The organism is Dyella japonica DSM 16301 (genome assembly GCF_001010355.1).
Taxonomy (GTDB): Bacteria; Pseudomonadota; Gammaproteobacteria; order Xanthomonadales; family Rhodanobacteraceae; genus Dyella; species Dyella japonica.
Map to the genome: position 1 here is coordinate 182,638 of NZ_JPLA01000001.1, position 16,346 is coordinate 198,983.

At 60.9% G+C, this 16,346-nt stretch carries 14 protein-coding genes; 7 read left to right on the plus strand and 7 right to left on the minus strand.

From position 1 onward, the window contains the following. Nucleotides 1-84: 84 nt before the first annotated feature. Complete coding sequence (locus tag Y882_RS00690; RefSeq protein ID WP_046969923.1) at nt 85-612, minus strand: hypothetical protein; 528 nt, start codon at nt 610-612, stop codon at nt 85-87. A gap of 249 nt (nt 613-861) precedes the next feature. Here Y882_RS00690 and Y882_RS00695 point away from each other — a divergent pair, with 249 nt between their 5' ends. Next, complete coding sequence (locus Y882_RS00695) at nt 862-3,186, plus strand: SpoIIE family protein phosphatase (protein WP_046969924.1); 2,325 nt, start codon at nt 862-864, stop codon at nt 3,184-3,186. Beyond that, complete coding sequence (locus tag Y882_RS00700; protein ID WP_046969925.1) at nt 3,176-3,571, plus strand: STAS domain-containing protein; 396 nt, start codon at nt 3,176-3,178, stop codon at nt 3,569-3,571. Before Y882_RS00695 ends, Y882_RS00700 begins: the two co-directional genes overlap by 11 nt. A gap of 145 nt (nt 3,572-3,716) precedes the next feature. Here Y882_RS00700 and Y882_RS00705 read toward each other — a convergent pair whose 3' ends face one another. Both Y882_RS00705 and Y882_RS00715 read right to left on the minus strand, forming a co-directional pair. Continuing rightward, nucleotides 3,717-4,298, minus strand: coding sequence for a hypothetical protein (locus Y882_RS00705; RefSeq protein WP_156171284.1), 582 nt, complete (start codon nt 4,296-4,298; stop codon nt 3,717-3,719). Between the two features lie 620 nt (nt 4,299-4,918). Beyond that, nucleotides 4,919-5,242, minus strand: coding sequence for a bromodomain-containing protein (locus tag Y882_RS00715; RefSeq protein ID WP_156171285.1), 324 nt, complete (start codon nt 5,240-5,242; stop codon nt 4,919-4,921). Between the two features lie 218 nt (nt 5,243-5,460). On the opposite strand from Y882_RS00715, the gene Y882_RS00720 reads away from it, so the two are divergent. Further along, the gene (locus Y882_RS00720) at nt 5,461-6,990 is read left to right on the plus strand and encodes a DUF1254 domain-containing protein (RefSeq protein WP_046969929.1); all 1,530 of its coding nucleotides are present in this window, start codon (nt 5,461-5,463) and stop codon (nt 6,988-6,990) included. After that, nucleotides 6,990-8,519: a DUF1254 domain-containing protein gene (locus Y882_RS00725; protein ID WP_046969930.1), complete on the plus strand. Its 1,530-nt coding sequence runs from the start codon at nt 6,990-6,992 to the stop codon at nt 8,517-8,519. Before Y882_RS00720 ends, Y882_RS00725 begins: the two co-directional genes overlap by 1 nt. A 132-nt stretch (nt 8,520-8,651) precedes the next feature. Here Y882_RS00725 and Y882_RS00730 read toward each other — a convergent pair whose 3' ends face one another. Beyond that, nucleotides 8,652-9,008 (minus strand): DUF1428 domain-containing protein, encoded by a 357-nt coding sequence (locus tag Y882_RS00730; RefSeq protein ID WP_046969931.1) that lies wholly within the window; start codon nt 9,006-9,008, stop codon nt 8,652-8,654. 525 nt (nt 9,009-9,533) lie between these two features. Here Y882_RS00730 and Y882_RS00735 point away from each other — a divergent pair. Further along, a complete protein-coding gene (locus tag Y882_RS00735; RefSeq protein WP_211259096.1) occupies nt 9,534-11,732 on the plus strand; it encodes an arylsulfatase in 2,199 nt (732 codons plus the stop codon). 89 nt (nt 11,733-11,821) lie between these two features. Here Y882_RS00735 and Y882_RS20220 read toward each other — a convergent pair whose 3' ends face one another. Further along, the gene (locus Y882_RS20220; RefSeq protein ID WP_425479372.1) at nt 11,822-12,340 is read right to left on the minus strand and encodes a DUF3011 domain-containing protein; all 519 of its coding nucleotides are present in this window, start codon (nt 12,338-12,340) and stop codon (nt 11,822-11,824) included. A 480-nt stretch (nt 12,341-12,820) separates the two neighbouring features. Here Y882_RS20220 and Y882_RS00745 point away from each other — a divergent pair, with 480 nt between their 5' ends. After that, entirely contained in the window at nt 12,821-14,197 is a 1,377-nt protein-coding gene (locus Y882_RS00745; protein ID WP_046969932.1) for an aldehyde dehydrogenase family protein, read from the plus strand. A 139-nt stretch (nt 14,198-14,336) separates the two neighbouring features. Here Y882_RS00745 and Y882_RS00750 read toward each other — a convergent pair whose 3' ends face one another. Beyond that, nucleotides 14,337-14,777 (minus strand): hypothetical protein, encoded by a 441-nt coding sequence (locus Y882_RS00750; RefSeq protein ID WP_046969933.1) that lies wholly within the window; start codon nt 14,775-14,777, stop codon nt 14,337-14,339. 195 nt (nt 14,778-14,972) lie between these two features. Further along, nucleotides 14,973-15,416, minus strand: coding sequence for a hypothetical protein (locus Y882_RS00755; RefSeq protein ID WP_046969934.1), 444 nt, complete (start codon nt 15,414-15,416; stop codon nt 14,973-14,975). Between the two features lie 427 nt (nt 15,417-15,843). Between Y882_RS00755 and Y882_RS00760 the strand changes: the two genes are divergently transcribed. Then, a complete protein-coding gene (locus tag Y882_RS00760) occupies nt 15,844-16,149 on the plus strand; it encodes a hypothetical protein (RefSeq protein WP_046969935.1) in 306 nt (101 codons plus the stop codon). Nucleotides 16,150-16,346: the final 197 nt, after the last annotated feature.

The following is a 16,346-nucleotide window of genomic DNA, read 5'->3' on the forward strand; positions in this document are numbered from 1 at the left end:
TTGACCCTCGCAGAACATCTTAAGTAGTTCTACTTACGCATAGGGCGTGAGTCTGCAGCTGCAGTCCGCTATCGAAAGCGGACCTTAGCCCAACGTTGCGGCCGCCCCCGATGAAGGGGATGGGATAGACGAGGGCTTCCAAAACAAGAAGTAGGCAGCAGGCACGAAGTAGAAGACCATCCAGTGACCGGAAAAGCCGCGCACCTCATTTGCCTTGAAGGCAGCGAATTGGGTAGCGGTGATCTCCCTGATCAGCTTTCCATGCTCCATCAGAACGTAACGTCCATTCTCAGCGACGGGATTGCCCCCACCCGTGTTGAGCATGAAGACCGCGAAATTGATCATCGCGTAGACAAAGATCACGCCACCGAGTGCAGCCACCCACCGAGGCAATCCCTTCGCCATGGCGAATAAAGATTTGTTGCCGGCGAAGTCTTTCCGGCTGAGCAAAACAAACGGCAGAAAAACGACAAAGATCCCGCCGTGGAGAAACCACACAGCAGGCATGGACGACGCAACATCGATACCCATCAGTGCCTGCAAATGCACCACAAGCGAGGCCAGGAACCCAACCAATGCCAGGCTACCCAGCGCGTATCGCAAAACCTTCATGGATCTGATCCGTCTGTCTTCGCATCGGTTGATGCGCCCCTTTTCTCGCCCGGAAAGCTGACGAGCCCCTTGTCTGAATAACAGTAGCTACGTCCCTAGGCAGGCACAACAACGTCGGCTGTGGAATCCGGGCCGGGATCGGCAACCACCGCCCAAGCCCAAGTGCGGCACAGTGCACAAACGGCCGTCCAGCTGGCTTGCTGAAACCACGCCTGCGTGGCTGAATGGCCGGGTCGACAGGGGGTTCGCATGTTTTTGCGCAGCATCGCTTCGCGGCTGTCTCTCTGGGTGCTCGCCGGCTCCGTATTGGTGCTGACGATTGCCGGCGGCGTGCTGTTCTACCGGGTGAGCGGGCAGATCCTCGAGAAAGCGCATGGCGAAGCGACAGCACTCGCCAACGAGGCGGGCAACCGGATCGAACAGCGCCTGGCTCGCGTGGCCGACACGGCGCAAACCCTGGCCGTGGTGGTGGGCGCCCATCCGGATGGCGCCGATCTCACGCTGCGCGGCGCTCTCGCACGCAATGCCGACCTTTCCGGACTGGCCGCAGCCTTCGTGCCCGCGGCCGGCAATCCACCCGAGTCGCCCTTCATCAGCCGCCAGGATGATGGCTCCCTGGATCGGCGCGACCTGCGCAAGGACATCAACCCGTACTGGCAGGCGAACTGGTTTCTGGCAGGCCTGAGCTGCTCGCAGGGTTGCTGGCAACGCCATTTCCATTCGCAGTCGCGCCAACGCGAGATGATCAACTACTCCGTCGCCATCAGTGCGGATGGCCGTCCGACGGGCTTGATCAATGCCGACGTCTCCCTGGATTGGCTCAGCCGCACCTTGAAGGAGTTGGGCAAGCCGGCGGGCGCGTATGCCTTCGTCCTGGACGAAAGCGGTACGTATCTTGCCCACGACAACCCTGCCCTGGTCGGCCAGCGCGGCCAGGCCAATTTGCTGGAGGCGCTGGCCACTCATCAGGCCAGCCACGTACGGCTCGCCGTTGCGCAGAACCCGCAGGCGCAAGGCAAACCGGTGTGGATCTACTTCGTGCCGATCGAGGGCACCCACTGGCGCTTCGGCCTCGCCATGCCGGAGAGCAAGATCTACGCCGGCGTGCGGCAGGCGTTCGTCCAGGCGCTATTGCTGGGCTTGCTCGCCCTGCTTGCCCTGGCGGTGATCACGCTGGCGGTGACGCGACGCATCCTGACCCCGCTGGGCACGCTGACGTCGCGCGCCGAGCAGGTGGCGCGCGGCGCACTGGCCTTCGAATTGCCCCCTGCCCGCTTCCCGGACGAAGTCGGCCGCCTCACCCAGGCCTTCGACCGCATGCGCACGGAGCTGGCATTGCATATCGCCGAGCTGACCCGCAATGCGAAGGAACAGCAGCGCCTGGCCAGCGAACTGGATATCGCACACCAGATCCAGACCGCGCTGCTGCCGGGCGAGCACTACCTGGACGCGCACTGCGAGAACTTCGAGCTGCACGCACTGCTTCGACCGGCCCGCGCCGTGGGCGGCGACCTCTACAGTTACTTCATGCTCAATGAGCGGCGCTTCTGTGTGATGGTGGGCGATGTGTCCGACAAGGGCATACCCGCCGCGCTATTCATGGCGCGCACCATCACGCTCGCCAAGGCGCTGGCGCCAAGGGCGCGATCACCGCAGCACTTGCTCTCGATGCTCAACGTCGAACTCTGCCGGAACAACGACAGCTGCATGTTCGTGAGCCTGCTGTGCGGCATGCTGGATACGGCGACCGGCGAACTGGTGATGGCCAGCGCAGGACACGAGCCGCCCGTGCTCTGCGACGCCGATGGCGTCCGCCTGATCGAGCTGGACACCGGTGCCGCGCTCGGCCTTGATGAGGAGGCCCGCTATCCGCCTCGGACGCTGCGGCTGCATGCCGATCAGACGCTGCTGCTCTATACGGATGGCATCACCGAAGCGACCGACACCGGTCAGCAGCTATTCGGCGTCGAACGCTTGCTGGCATGCCTGGGGCGCTCCCCGACAGGCTCCGCCGCCGAACTTGCTGCTGGCCTGCTGGCTGAGGTGGACCGCTTTGCAGAAGGCGCAGGGCAAGCCGACGACATCACCGTGCTCGCCCTGAACTGGCATCATGCCCTGGCCGACGGGAACGCACTCATGCTCGACCTGACCATCCATGCCTCGATGGACGATGTCTTCGACACGCTTGATCGCTGCGACGCCTCGCTGCGCGATCAAGGCGTGTCGCCCGCGGTCCGCGATGACGTTCGGCTGGTGCTCGAGGAACTCATGGTCAACATGGTGGAGCATGGTCACGCGGGCGGCACCGACCGCAAGATCGAACTGCATATGCGCCTGGGTGATGACGCTGTATTGATCGATCTGCACCATGATGGACACCCCTTCGATCCACTGCAGGTGCCCACGCCCGCGCTTACCGGCGACCTGGCCGACGCCGACGAGATCGGCGGCCTGGGCATCCACCTGGTGCGTGCCATGGCGAGCGAACTGAGCTACAGCCATGACGAGCATGGCAACCACTTGCAGCTACGCTTTCTCCACCCCGCACGACCGGAGCCAGACCATGACGTTTAGCTTGAACGTTGAGAACGAGTCGCCCAGCCGAACGACACTGCATCTCCATGGCCGGCTCGACGCCCAGACCTTCAATGAATTTGATCTGGCCATGCTGGACGTACTTCCGGGCCTGCCCGAGGGCGGCACCGTCGTGCTGGATCTTTCCGCACTGGCATACATCAGCAGCGCCGGCCTGCGCAGCATCGCCAAGATCCGTCGAACGATGCGCGCGCGCAACGGGCACACCCTGCTGCTCAATCCCCAGCCGCAGGTACGCAAGGTCTTCGACATTGTCAAAGCGGTGCCGTTGAACGAGGTGTTTGCGAACGCGCAGGAGCTCGATGAGTACCTCGATCACATGCAGCGCCAGATTACGGGCGACGAGCCGGCGAGCCATTCGTGAAGGGGCGGATGCCAGGGAGGCGTCGCGTGGAGTGATTTGTGCGCAGGTCGGTTATGGGTCGAAAGTGGATACCTCTACCGTCATGCACGCCCATGCATCGAGCAGGTCCTACTCGATGCCTTGGGTCGAACGCGAACATCCATGACTAATCGCAGGCTACCTGCCCCTTGTCAGCGTCAATGAAACGCGCGTTGCCCAGCACGACCTGAAAGACGGGTTCCGGCCACGACTCGAACGAAGATCCGCCAGCCATCACCGGGCAACTGGATGTCTTCAGAAGCTTGTCGCTATCCAATGGCATCATCCCCATGTTGAATTTGAGCGATTGACTGAAAGGGTTGGTCACCTTCAGCAACATGCTTCCGTCATCGGACTGATGAAGAGTCACGATGAGCGTCTTCTCAGGATGCGTGACTGCTTCGACAACCCGGAAGTCAGTCAGCCGATCGTTGGTCTTGTCGGCCTCGATATACAGAGTCTGCCCAGCAAGTATCGCCAGCCAATGGGGCTGCACCGCCCCTGGCATGACGTCGAAAGTGCGATCGAACATCGCACCATCCTTTTGCTTCAGCAACACGTGAACGTTGTGCTGGCAAACGGTTTCCCTGCACATCTCTTCCATCGTCTTTTGATTATTGGCCTGCGCAGAGAGCGACGGCTCGCCGGCAATGGCACTGCTGAAAGCCATCCAAAGACCGACCGCAATGACCAGCATTGAAAAACGCATGACGCTCCTTTGTTTTCTGAGATAGCGCACCCAGTCACCGCCGGGAACGCGTCATAAAGTCCGCTCCAAGGCGAAGGCGGACATTAGAACGTTGTGCGAACTACCCGCACTTGCTCGACGCCCAGCCGCCGCTCGTCAAGCCCACCCTGTATTGAACACGGCGCCCTTCGGACAGAAACGTGACTGCGCTTAACACGCCATTCCTGCAAAACCACATTTCACGAGGTGCACCGCTCCCTGGCACGTCTTCTCGCCACCCGCTAGCGACCAGGTGATCCCGGTAGAACTGCGCAATCTCGTTCGGGTCACCATCGACGACATAGTTCTGTTCCGCCGTTGCAATGGTTACCCGGTCAACCAGCTTCGGACCGCCTACAAGCACGCTGCCTGGCGGTATCGGAAGAGACTTCAAGGTCGCCTCCAAGACACCCACCGGGTTCCGGGCGTAACTGGAAGCACCTGTCCGCGCTTGCCAAAACATGTAGAAGGCAACCGCGCATACCGTCGCGAGAACCAGTCTGCCGATGAGTGGACTCACGTTTCTGTTCAACCGCATCCCCTACCTGGCTAGCCAGAACTTTGTACCCGATTGTCGGCTCTGGGTCGAAAGCGGACTTCAGCTAACCAACCATGGCCTCGTGCAAGAAGGTCGCAGGCACATAGACAAGCGCCGCTACGCCGATCAGGCCGGCAGTCAGAACTACTCGTCTCAGCCGCTTTATTGTCGACTCAATATCCGCTGGAACCGGATTGCGAAATAGTGGCTTCCAGTTAAGGGGTCCAATGCCGTAGAACGCCACATCCAGACTGGATGTATAAAGCGCCCCAGCAAACTCGGGATGGGCTTTGGAAATGCCCTTCCAGGCCCTCCCTGCGACCAGCATCAAGTACCACCGGCTCAGAATCGCCGCGAAAGCCAGCGTCACGGCAGCAGTCAAGTTCATCGTCCCCTCCATTGCCTCCTGCCGTCCCCGCTTTCGTTGGCTTTAGCGTCCGCCGTGGGTCGAAAGCAGACATACTCGTTCATTCCCGGATGCTACAAGACAACCTCGCGATCGGTATTTTTACTGATCCAAATAGCGTGGATCTACGCTTGTCTGGGCAGTAGCTGCCTCGGAAGATGTCCTCTCTTACGCGGGGCCTCTAGGGCCAGGGGGCATCCATGGATCGTCGCCAGTTCGTGAAATCCGCAGCTGCCGGCACGCTTGTGTCGGTCACCGGTTTGTCCCTGGCGGAAACCGCCTCGGCATCAGCCACTGCTTCCAAGTCAGTCACGCAGAGCATCTCCATGCCAGCCACGACCACCGAGCGCGAGCCGCTGGGCGGGCAGCCGCCGCCTGGATCGAAGCCATCCGTCAGCGACTTCGATGCGCAGATCAAATATCACCGTGCCTTTGAAGCCGTGCTGTGGAACATGCCGGCGATCGCCATCTATTCGTTCCGCCGGGCGGCGTTCGACAGCCTCGGCTTGAAAGACAACGACGTCATCGTCTATTCGGCGCCAGCCACGCCGAAGCTGGAGGCGATCACGGCCAACTCCACCACGCCCTACATCGCGGCCTATACGGATCTGCGCAAGGGACCCGTGGTGCTGGAGGTCCCCGCGGCCGGGCCCGACGGAAGCCTGTATGGGCAGGTGGTCGATGCATGGCAATTCACCATTGCCGACGTCGGACCCGCCGGTTTGGATCAGGGCAAGGGCGGCAAGTACCTGTTCACGCCGCCGGGCTACAAGGACGCCATCCCATCCGGTTTCATCCATGTCCCCTCGCCCAACTATCGCATCGCCTTCGCGTTCCGCTCCGTGCCGGCCGAAGGTAAAACCGCCACCGATGCGTACAAGTACGCCCAGCGGCTACGCATGCACTACCTGTCCGAGGACAAGAACCCGCCGAAGCAACGTTTCGTCGACCCCATCGACGAGCGCTACCCGACGCTGCCGTTCTACGACGAGCGCCACTTCCAGGACATGCACGAGATCATGAGCGTGGAGCCTGTGCACGAACAGGACAAAGTCATGATGGGCATGCTGGTGTCGCTGGGCATCGAACAGGGCAAGCCTTTCAACCCGGACGAGAAAACCAAGGGCATCCTGCGGCAAGCCGCCATCGACGCGTGGTACTACCTGCAATACTGGTACGACACACAGGTCTTCAAGAAAGCCTTCTGGCCGGATCGCCATTACGTTGCCTTGTTGCAGGCGGACGCCAACAAGCGATTCACCTTCGTCTATGACGATCGCATCGACCTGATCGAGCGGGCCGCCGAATACTTCTGGTGCACCTATATGCCCAAGGTGCTGGCGGATGTTCCCGCCACGCAATACCTGATGGCGGTGGCCGACAAGAACGGCAAGCTGCTGGAGGCGGGCAAGCTCTACAAGGTCGACGTGCCCAAGGACATGCCGATCAAGCAGTTCTGGGCGCTCACGGTGTATGACCGCGCCACCTTCTCCTTCATCTATACCGACTCCAATCGCACCACCTTGTCCTCGTACGACCTGGACAAGATGAAGAAGAACGCCGACGGCAGCGTAACGATTTACGTGGGCCCCAAGGCGCCTGCCGGCCTTGAAACGAACTGGCTACCCACCCGCGGCAAACGCCCACTGCCGGCGATGCGCCTGTACGGCGTCACCGAGGCGCTCAACAACAAGACTTTCAAGATGCCGGACTTCGAGGAGGTGGTGTGATGTTCGCGACGCCCTTATCCAAACGCCTGCACGTCCTTTCGTCTGCGCTGTTGATGGTGTTGGCCGCCCCGCTGGCTGGCGCTCAGACGCAAACTGGCAGTGCATCGCACGATGCCTTGGTCAATGCCAAGTTCGAGGGCGACTACCCCACCAAGGAGACTGCCGACACCTTGCGCGACGAGTTGTTCTTCCAGCGCGCCGTGCAGGTGTACCTGTGGTCGCTGCCGGCCGTGAACATCTACGCCATGAAGGAAGGCTCGGAGAAGACCTATGGCGCGGGCTACAACGTGCTGCCCATCTGGAAGGAACGCCTCAACGCCAAGACCAAGGTCACCACGCCCAACTCCGACTGCATCTACGCAATGGGTTACGTGAACCTCAAGGACGGGCCGATCGTGGTGGAGGTGTCGCCCAAGAACCAGGGCATCTTCGACGATTTCTATCAGCGCCCGCTCACCGGTCCCACCATCGACGGGAAAGCCTATCTCGGTGACTTCGGCTTCGCCGGTCCCGACGGCGGCAAGGGCGGCAAGTACCTGCTAGTGCCGTGGGACTACAAGGGCGACACGCCGGCCGGTTACTACGTCTACCGTTCGCGCACCAACAACGTGCTGGTGTTCTTCCGCGGCTTCTTCACCGACCCGAAGAATCTCGGACCCACCAACGAGCTTATCGAACAAAGCCGCATTTACCCGCTCAACAACAAGAGCGGCGCGAAGGCGATGAAATTCCCCGACGGCTCAAAGACGCCAGCCTTCATGCTGTTCCCGCATGACGGGACGTACTTCGACATGCTCAAGCGCTTTGTCGACGACGAGACCGTCGATCCGGCCGACATGGACTGGCGCGGCATGATGGCCGCCATCGGCATCATCAAGGGTCAACCGTTCCAGCCAACGGAACATCAGCGCCAACTGCTCGACAAAGCTGCCCGTACCGCCTTCAACATGAGCAAGGTGGAAATCTGGCACGACCTGATCGACCAGCCTCTGGCCCGTTACTACCCGGATCGGCAGTGGCAGAACGTGTTCGCCGGACAGAACCCGCAATTCCAGGCGAGCGGCTCCTTTACCAACCTGGTGCAACGCGACGCCTATTTCACCACCGCTTATGCCACCAGTCCCGGCATGGTGGTGGACATGGTCGAGCGCGGCGCCAAATATCCGTCGACATGGCGCGATGCCGAAGGCAACTTCCTGCGAGGCGATCACACCTATCAGCTCCACTTGCCGCCCAATGTGCCCGCGGCGAACTTCTGGTCGGTGACGGTCTACGACCCGATCAACGCCTCCGGCCTCGAAAACGGCCAGCCGCTGCCCTCGCTCAATTCCATGGACAAGCCGGTGCAGAACGCCGACGGCACCTACGACCTCTACTTCGGACCCAAAGCACCCGCAGGCAAGGAGCGCAACTGGGTACGCACGCTGCCGAACAAGGGTTACTTCATCATCCTGCGGCTCTACAGCCCGAAACAGGCGTTCTTCGACAAGACGTGGAAGCCCGATGATGTAAAGAAGATCAGTGATTGAAGGCCGACACGTTACCTAGCCTGCCAAGGTCACGGCATACAAGCTAAGTGATCCATCAAGCCCAGTCGCACCTCATGCGGTGCCGGCTGGGCTTTCGGTATCCGGCCTCGATGACCGGAACATCAGTCCGCCCTATTCCGGCACGCTGACCACCGGTACGAAGCCGCCGAAGATCATGCGCTTGCCGTCGAAGGGCATCTCGCCGGCGCCTGGCATGCGCGGATCTTCCATGAGTTTCGCCATGCCGGCATCGCGGGTGGCCTTGTCGGGCCATTCCACCCACGAGAACACCACGGCTTCGTCCTGCTTCGCCTGCACGGCCCGGCGAAAATCGGTGACCTTGCCTTCGGGCACGTCGTCAGCCCAGCACTCCACCACCCGGATCGCGCCGAACTCCACGAAAATGGGGTCGAACGTAGCGGCGTGATCGATGAATTGCTGGCGGTTGGCATTGGGTACGGCGATCACGAAACCATCGATATAGGACATAACCATCTCCTCCTAGGAAAGGGCGGCCAGCGTGGTCGCCTTCATGTTCGCGACGAACGAGTGCCCGCGGGATCGACACGGGGCCCTATGCGGCTCCCATCCAGGCAACGCCCGGCACTCGACGGACTGTCGAAGGATAGGCCAGGCTGCCTGGCGCTGGTCCACCTTGGGGCGCAAGCAGGCAGTCCCCGTACCCCGGCAGTAAGTAGAACTACGGCCTCCCCCTCGGCTCTACTACGGATGCGCATAAAAACCTGCCGAGGCAAGCTCGCGCGAGTCTGGATGGGCAACCGAGAGGAAGCCATGAACATGCGCGTATTTTTGAGGGCGAGCCGGGTCTTCGGTTATCGGTGGCGGTGCGCTTTGGTCGCCGCCGCGCTCATGTTCTTTTGCGGACTCCCCTGGGCACAGGAAGCCGCCTCCGTGACGCCATCCAACGGCTCCACGCTTCCATTCCCCCAGCCCGCATCGAAGAGCTTCGCCGCCCCGACGCTTCAGGACTCCAAGCTCGTACCGTTTCCGAAAGTGAATCACCTGCCTCAGGGGGCACCCAATATCGTCATCATTCTGATGGACGACGTCGGTTTCGGGCTGCCCGACACGTTCGGCGGGCCCATCCACACCCCGACACTGACGCGCCTGGCAAACGAAGGCATCAGCTATAACGAGTTCCACACCACGTCCATCTGCTCACCCACGCGTGCGTCGCTGATGACGGGGCGAAACCATCACCATGTTGACTCCGGCACCATCGCCGAACGCGCCGTCAACTGGGACGGCTATACCGGCGTGATACCCCGCAGCACCGCCACCGTGGCCCGGGTGCTGGGCTATTACGGCTACAACACGGCGGCCTTCGGCAAGTGGCACAACACGCCAGCCGTGGAAACCACGGCCATGGGCCCTTTCACGCTCTGGCCTACCGGTGACGGCATCGGTTTCGACTATTTCTACGGCTTCCTGGGTGGCGAGACGTCCCAGTGGGAGCCGCGGCTGGTTGAGAACCTCAACCCTATCGAGCCACCTCGCGATGAGCACTATCACCTCAGCTCGGATCTCGCCGACAAGGCCATTGCATGGATGGACAAGCACGCGGCCTACGCACCCGACAAACCGTTCCTGCTGTATTGGGCGCCCGGTGCGTCGCACGGGCCGCATCACATCTTCAAGGAGTGGGCGGACAAGTACCAAGGCAAGTTCGATCAGGGCTGGGACGTGCTGCGCCAGGAGACCTTCGAACGCCAGAAGAAGATGGGCTGGATTCCCTCCAATGCCGTGCTGACGCCACGCGACAAGACTATGGAAGGCTGGGACAGCATCCCGGCATCGCAGAAGCGATTCCAGGCGCGACTCATGGAAGTGTTCGCAGGCTTTACCGAGCACGCTGATGCGCAGGCAGGCCGGGTGATCGATGAGCTCGATCGCCTGGGTATCCGCAACAACACCATCATCTTCTACGTCTTCGGCGACAACGGCTCAAGCGCCGAGGGTCAGCACGGAACCATCAGCGAACTGCTGGCACAGAACGGCATCCCCACCACCATCGACGAGCAGCTCGCCGCACTGGACAAGCTCGGCGGCGTCGATGTGCTGGGAGGCCCCAAGGTCGACAACATGTATCACGCCGGATGGGCTTGGGCTGGCGATACGCCGTTCAAGGGAACCAAGCTGATGGGCTCGTATTTCGGCGGGACGCGCAATCCGCTGGTGATCGACTGGCCCGGGCACATCAAGCACGACAGCCACCCTCGTGCGCAGTTCCATCACGTGAACGACATCGTTCCCACCATCTACGACATTTTGCATATCACCCCGCCGCAGGTTGTCGATGGCTTCAAACAGGAGCCCCTCGATGGCGTAAGCATGGTGTCCACCTTCAATGATCCGAACGCCTCGGACAACAAGCACACGCAGTACTTCGACAACAACGGCAGCCGGGGCATTTATCACGACGGTTGGTTCGCCGGCACGTTTGGTCCCTTCATTCCATGGGAGGCGGCCGCTTCCGCTCCCAGGATCAAAGCATGGGATGCGAACAAAGACGTGTGGGAGCTGTATGACCTGAGCAACGACTACTCGCAGGCCAACGACCTGGCGACCAAGAACCCGCAAAAGCTTGCTGAGATGAAGGCGCTCTTTCTCGAGGAAGCAAAGAAGAACAAAGTCTTTCCCATCGGCGCCGACCTTTGGCTGCGCATCCATCCGGCGGACAGGGTCGCCCCACCCTATTCCCACTGGAAATTCAACGCCTACACCACGCGCATGCCGGAGTTCGCGGCGCCCGGCCTTGGCCGGCAAAGCAATCGCGTCGTGGTGGATCTGGACGCAGGCTCAAACGCAAGCGGCGTGCTTTACGCCCTGGGCGGCATCTCAGGAGGCCTCACCCTGTTCATGGACAAAGGGCGACTGGTCTATGAGTACAACATGATGGAAGTCGAGCGCACGTCGGTGCGTTCCAGCAGCGCCATCGGCGCAGGCAAGCACGAGATCACCGTCGACACGAACATTGCCAGACCCGGCGGCAAAGCCGATGTCGTGTTGACCGTTGATGGCAAGGAGGTCGCACGCACCACCGTCAAGCGCACGGTACCGGTGGCCTTTACCGCAACCGAAACGTTCGACGTCGGCACGGACCTGGGATCACCCGTGTCGCTGGAGTATTTCGACAGGCGGCCGTTCTCGTTCGACGGCAAGATACTCAACGTGGACGTCAGTTTGAAATAGAACGCCGCGTCGTTTGCGGCGCCCGTGTTTGGCCGGAGGCGGACATGGGTCCGTCATATCACCGCGCTAAAGGGCCTTTGTGCCCGCCATCACTGAGCCGTGACTTGGCAGATGCCATTCGCGCGATTCTTTCCAGTGTATGAAACACCCACCGATCCATCGGGGTTGTTGTTGATGGACACCACGGTGCCGGTCGCCTCGTCGCGTGCCTCGAAATAGTTCTCGTTGAACTTCTTCAACTTGGCTTCTTTGCCATTGATGTAGACGGGGCCGCCGCGATCCGCGTGCACGGCGATATGGCCGGGGCACGTGGCATTGACCAGCTGCAAGCCACCACTGGGCGCCGCCGAAGTGGACGCGCCAGTGTCCTTGGCGAACACCCCGCGACATCCACGCTCGACCCACACCGCGTGCTTGGACAAACCCCATGAAACGCCCTCGGTGCAGGGCGAGTTGCTGAGCTGCTTGACCAGGCGGACGGCGCCCTCGGTGTCCATCGGACACTCCGTGCGCTTGCTACCTTGAGACTCGCACGTCACCTCCTGAGCGAAGGCAGCACTGGCGCTCAACATGGACAGTGCAAGGACACATAGACGAATACCACGCATCACGGCTCTCCTCTCTACTGCTATGAGTCGACTCTCCCAGGGACGCGTAGCTGGGCACGGGCTTCGGCTCGCGGGCCGGACGCCCTTCACTCGCCTATCGACGACGCTACTTTCTGGAGAGACGCTTGCAAGAAGTTACGCCTATTGAGGATGCGTCCAAACGTTCTGCTTGGCGACCGCAGATCTACGGGCGACGCACTCCGTAAAATTTCGACGTGCCATGGAAGGTCAACATGCAAATGCGATGTCCGCTCAAGGTCAAAAGCATCCGCTATCGCTGCTCGATAGGTGGCAGCTCACCCAGCTTCCACGGGTCACACTGCTGCCACTGTTGTGGACGGGATGGCCAGCCGCAAGCTGGCTATTTGCCGGCCCCTCTCACCTCCTCTTCGCCGAGACACCCGTAATGTTACGCAGTTGCGCCACGGTGAAGTCGTTGCCGCGCGCTCGCCATACCCGACTACCCACGAGGAAGATGAAATGATCAAGGTGGTGCAGGCGTTTGATCGCCAACTGATGACTGAGCTGCCCAGCGATGACGCAAAGGCCTTGGAGGCGAAGCTTGCCACCGCGTACCGCTTGTTCAAGGACCGATCCAGTTGGCTCAAGCCGTATGAACGTATAGACATTCTGCACAAGCTCGCGACGCTGATGGAGGGCAAGCGCGAGCATTTTGGCAAGCAGATCGCACGGGAAGGCGGCAAGCCTTACGCCGATGCGCTGGTGGAAACCGATCGGGCCATCGATGGTGTCCGAAACGCCGCGGAGATCCTTCGAACCCGTGCGGGTCGTGAGATTCCCATGGGGATCACCAAGTCCAGCGACCGTCGCCGGGCGTGGACGATTGAGGAGCCCATTGGGGTGGTCGCCGCCATTTCAGCCTTCAACCATCCGCTGAATCTGATTGTTCACCAGGTGGCGCCAGCGATCGCGACCGGCTGCCCCGTCATCGTCAAGCCGGCCACAACCACGCCACTCAACTGTCTGGAACTCGTCCAGCTGGTGCACGAGGCAGGCATGCCGGAAGGCTGGGTGCAAACCTTCCTGCCCGAGGAGCGCGACCTCGCCGAAGCGCTCGCCACGGATACACGCGTGGCCTTCCTCAGCTTCATCGGCTCGGCGCGGGTCGGCTGGTACCTACGCTCGAAGCTCGCTCCCGGCGCCCGTTGCGCGCTGGAGCACGGTGGCGTGGCTCCGGTGATCGTCGACAGGAGCGCCGATCTGGACAAGATCATCGAGCCCATTGCCAAGGGCGGCTACTACCACGCCGGGCAGGTTTGCGTCTCCGTCCAGCGCATCTACGTCCATGAGGACATCCAGCAGGAATTTCTCGATCGATTCGCGCGCCGGGTGACGTCCTTGAATGTCGGTGATCCGGTGCTGCCGCAAACGGAGGTGGGACCGCTTATCCTGCCTGCTGAATCCGATCGCGTGCAAAGCTGGATCGACGAAGCAGTGGCGGCCGGCAGTCGCTTGATTGGAGGCGGCCGCGTCAGCGAAACAACGTTGAAGCCAGCCATCCTGGTTGATCCGCCGAAAGACGCCAAGGTATCCACGCTCGAAGTGTTCGGCCCGCTTACCTGCGTCTATCCGTTCGGCACTCTTGATGAGGCCATTACAGCCGCGAACTCCCTGCCCGTCGCGTTCCAATCGAGCATCTTCACGCGGGAACTCGCCCCCGCCTTCGAAGCCGCCGAACGCCTGGATGCATCGGCCGTGATGATCAACGACCACACGGCCTTCCGCGTCGACTGGATGCCGTTCGCCGGCCGCCATGTATCGGGACACGGCATCGGTGGCATTCCGTACACCATGCACGAGATGACGGCCGAGAAGATGATCGTCTTCAAGAGCTAGATGGCACGTGTGGCCGACGCGATCCTTGACGGTCTAAAAGAGCTGCAACAAGTGACGTCTCGCACCCGACTACCGAAGTGAAGCTGCCCTTCCCGAACCGCCAGCCTTCGGACCGATCGTTTCGAGAAGGGCTGCAACTCTACTTGTCTTCGGAAATCGTCAAGCCGCCTATGCTCACGCCCAGATCGATACCTTGACCCGCACCCGATAGCGCGAGGGAAACTTCGCCCTTGGTGAGCACCTGTGCCGTGCCCGATTTCACGGCGCCCGCACTGGCATCGGCCTGCGCGTAAGTGCCGAGCACATCGCTGATCTTCTTGATATCGCTGAAATTGCCGATGCCATTGTCAATGCGCGATTTGCCGGCCGTCAGTCCGCCACCATGACTTTCGATCTTGACCTTCATGGTTTGACCGTCGGTGCAGGTAACCACACCTTGACCGCTGGTGTGCTTGTAGATCACGGACCAACCGGACAGGCTGAACCGCATGGTGCATTCCAGGGCAGCGGCACTGGCGATCTGCGAGAGCGCTAGCGCGCACAGCACCAGGGATGTCTGAACGAGGCGTCGACCTTTCATAGGATGACTCCGTGACTGAGGGTGAAAGTTCCAGCGATCAAGCGCATGTCGGATGAGGTGACACCCAAGCCCTGATGGCGATGACCGGGATGAGGATCATCGGTTTTCCACGGCCCATACGACCGCAGCTCATCGTCCCGCAAAGGCGTGCCTGAGCAAACCGTAGTTTTACGGAAAGTCGCAGGCGTGGTGACTCTACTGGCGGCCAGGCCGACTGGTCGTCTGCTCAATGCCATATCGCATGGCGGCTTTGAGCGTCTCCATGCTGATGTCGCGCAGCGCTTTGAACTTGATGCAGTACCCGGTGATCTTGGCCTTGCCAAGATCCTTCCCATAGGCCTGCGCCAGGTACTGCTTGTCTTCGATGCCAAGAATGTAGACGGAAATGCCGGCGGTATTGGCGCTGATGCCGATCTGGTAGAACTCCCGGGTGTCTCCGTTGGCGTATCGCATCGTCTGGGTTCCATACCCTACGTTCGGGTTGGAGACGGTTTTGCCCGAAGCATCCTTGCCGTCCATGAACCACAACTTGCACTTCGGCATGAGGCCAAGGATGGCGCGGTGCAACTCCCTCATATCGGTGCGCTTGGGCTCGGGCTGGGCAGCGAAATAATCGTTGATCTGTTCGTCAATGCTCATACGGCCTCCTGCGTGACCGATCTACGTCAATTGCCTCGCCCAGCAACGTGTTTGAACGCGTTGGCCATCCCCTCTGCGCGGCGCCGCCTTTATCAAGCCATTTCCTATTGAAATCGAATTATGGCGCCCGCCCCCTTGAACTCGTCGCTGACCGCGCCCTCCCTGTCGATACAACGAACCCCATTAGCGCGCCGCAATATATTGCTATCTATCACGCAATTACTTGCGCTTGATGGTATATCTTGAGCGCCCGGGGGCGGGGTGGCGCGCTTGGCGTGCTGGGAAACCAGGGGTGTTGTGGGGAGCAGACGTATGCAGCTCAAGGACGCTGCCCGCATCGCTGGGAAATAAGGCCGTGCATGAAAGCTGGCCGGAGCACCCGTCTGCCCGGGTTTGGTCTCCAACAAAACGTTTCAAGGAGGAATAGATGAAACAGTGGCTTTTTCTGGTGGCGGCCTGCGTGCTGCTTGCATCTTGCAGTTCGCGCCCACTGTCCGAAACGGAGTGTCAGTCGATCGGCGAAAAGGAGATCGAATTCGCCGTTGCCCGAGTTTCGCCCGATGATGCGGACGACCTGCGAGAACATCTGCGGCAAAATATGGATGGCGGTAACGCCAGATGCATGGCGGGCAAAACGTATCGGCGCAGCGATTACAAATGCATGATGAAGGCGAACGATCCGGAAAGCATCGGCAAATGCATATCAGTCGTGAGCAAGCGGATGGGCCATTGAGCGCGACGTGCTCGCGTAAAAGCCGCTGATAGAACTTCGTGGGGCTGGCAGTTTGCCTGAAACTGCCAGCCTCTCTCAGGTGGTGGCCCATCGGGCCCAGCTATCCAGATCCAACTCGCGATGCCGCAGGACGCCCGCGAGGCAACCGAACGGTCGTACCGAGGCACTCACCAAGAGATTCGACACCGGCCGGCGCG

Bases quoted from the DNA above. Each gene is read 5' to 3' on its own strand.
- Y882_RS00690 (WP_046969923.1), bottom strand. From the start codon at position 612: ATGAAGGTTTTGCGATACGCGCTGGGTAGCCTGGCATTGGTTGGGTTC.
- Y882_RS00695 (WP_046969924.1), top strand. From the start codon at position 862: ATGTTTTTGCGCAGCATCGCTTCGCGGCTGTCTCTCTGGGTGCTCGCC.
- Y882_RS00700 (WP_046969925.1), top strand. From the start codon at position 3,176: ATGACGTTTAGCTTGAACGTTGAGAACGAGTCGCCCAGCCGAACGACA.
- Y882_RS00705 (WP_156171284.1), bottom strand. From the start codon at position 4,298: ATGCGTTTTTCAATGCTGGTCATTGCGGTCGGTCTTTGGATGGCTTTC.
- Y882_RS00715 (WP_156171285.1), bottom strand. From the start codon at position 5,242: ATGAACTTGACTGCTGCCGTGACGCTGGCTTTCGCGGCGATTCTGAGC.
- Y882_RS00720 (WP_046969929.1), top strand. From the start codon at position 5,461: ATGGATCGTCGCCAGTTCGTGAAATCCGCAGCTGCCGGCACGCTTGTG.
- Y882_RS00725 (WP_046969930.1), top strand. From the start codon at position 6,990: ATGTTCGCGACGCCCTTATCCAAACGCCTGCACGTCCTTTCGTCTGCG.
- Y882_RS00730 (WP_046969931.1), bottom strand. From the start codon at position 9,008: ATGTCCTATATCGATGGTTTCGTGATCGCCGTACCCAATGCCAACCGC.
- Y882_RS20220 (WP_425479372.1), bottom strand. From the start codon at position 12,340: ATGCGTGGTATTCGTCTATGTGTCCTTGCACTGTCCATGTTGAGCGCC.
- Y882_RS00745 (WP_046969932.1), top strand. From the start codon at position 12,821: ATGATCAAGGTGGTGCAGGCGTTTGATCGCCAACTGATGACTGAGCTG.
- Y882_RS00750 (WP_046969933.1), bottom strand. From the start codon at position 14,777: ATGAAAGGTCGACGCCTCGTTCAGACATCCCTGGTGCTGTGCGCGCTA.
- Y882_RS00755 (WP_046969934.1), bottom strand. From the start codon at position 15,416: ATGAGCATTGACGAACAGATCAACGATTATTTCGCTGCCCAGCCCGAG.
- Y882_RS00760 (WP_046969935.1), top strand. From the start codon at position 15,844: ATGAAACAGTGGCTTTTTCTGGTGGCGGCCTGCGTGCTGCTTGCATCT.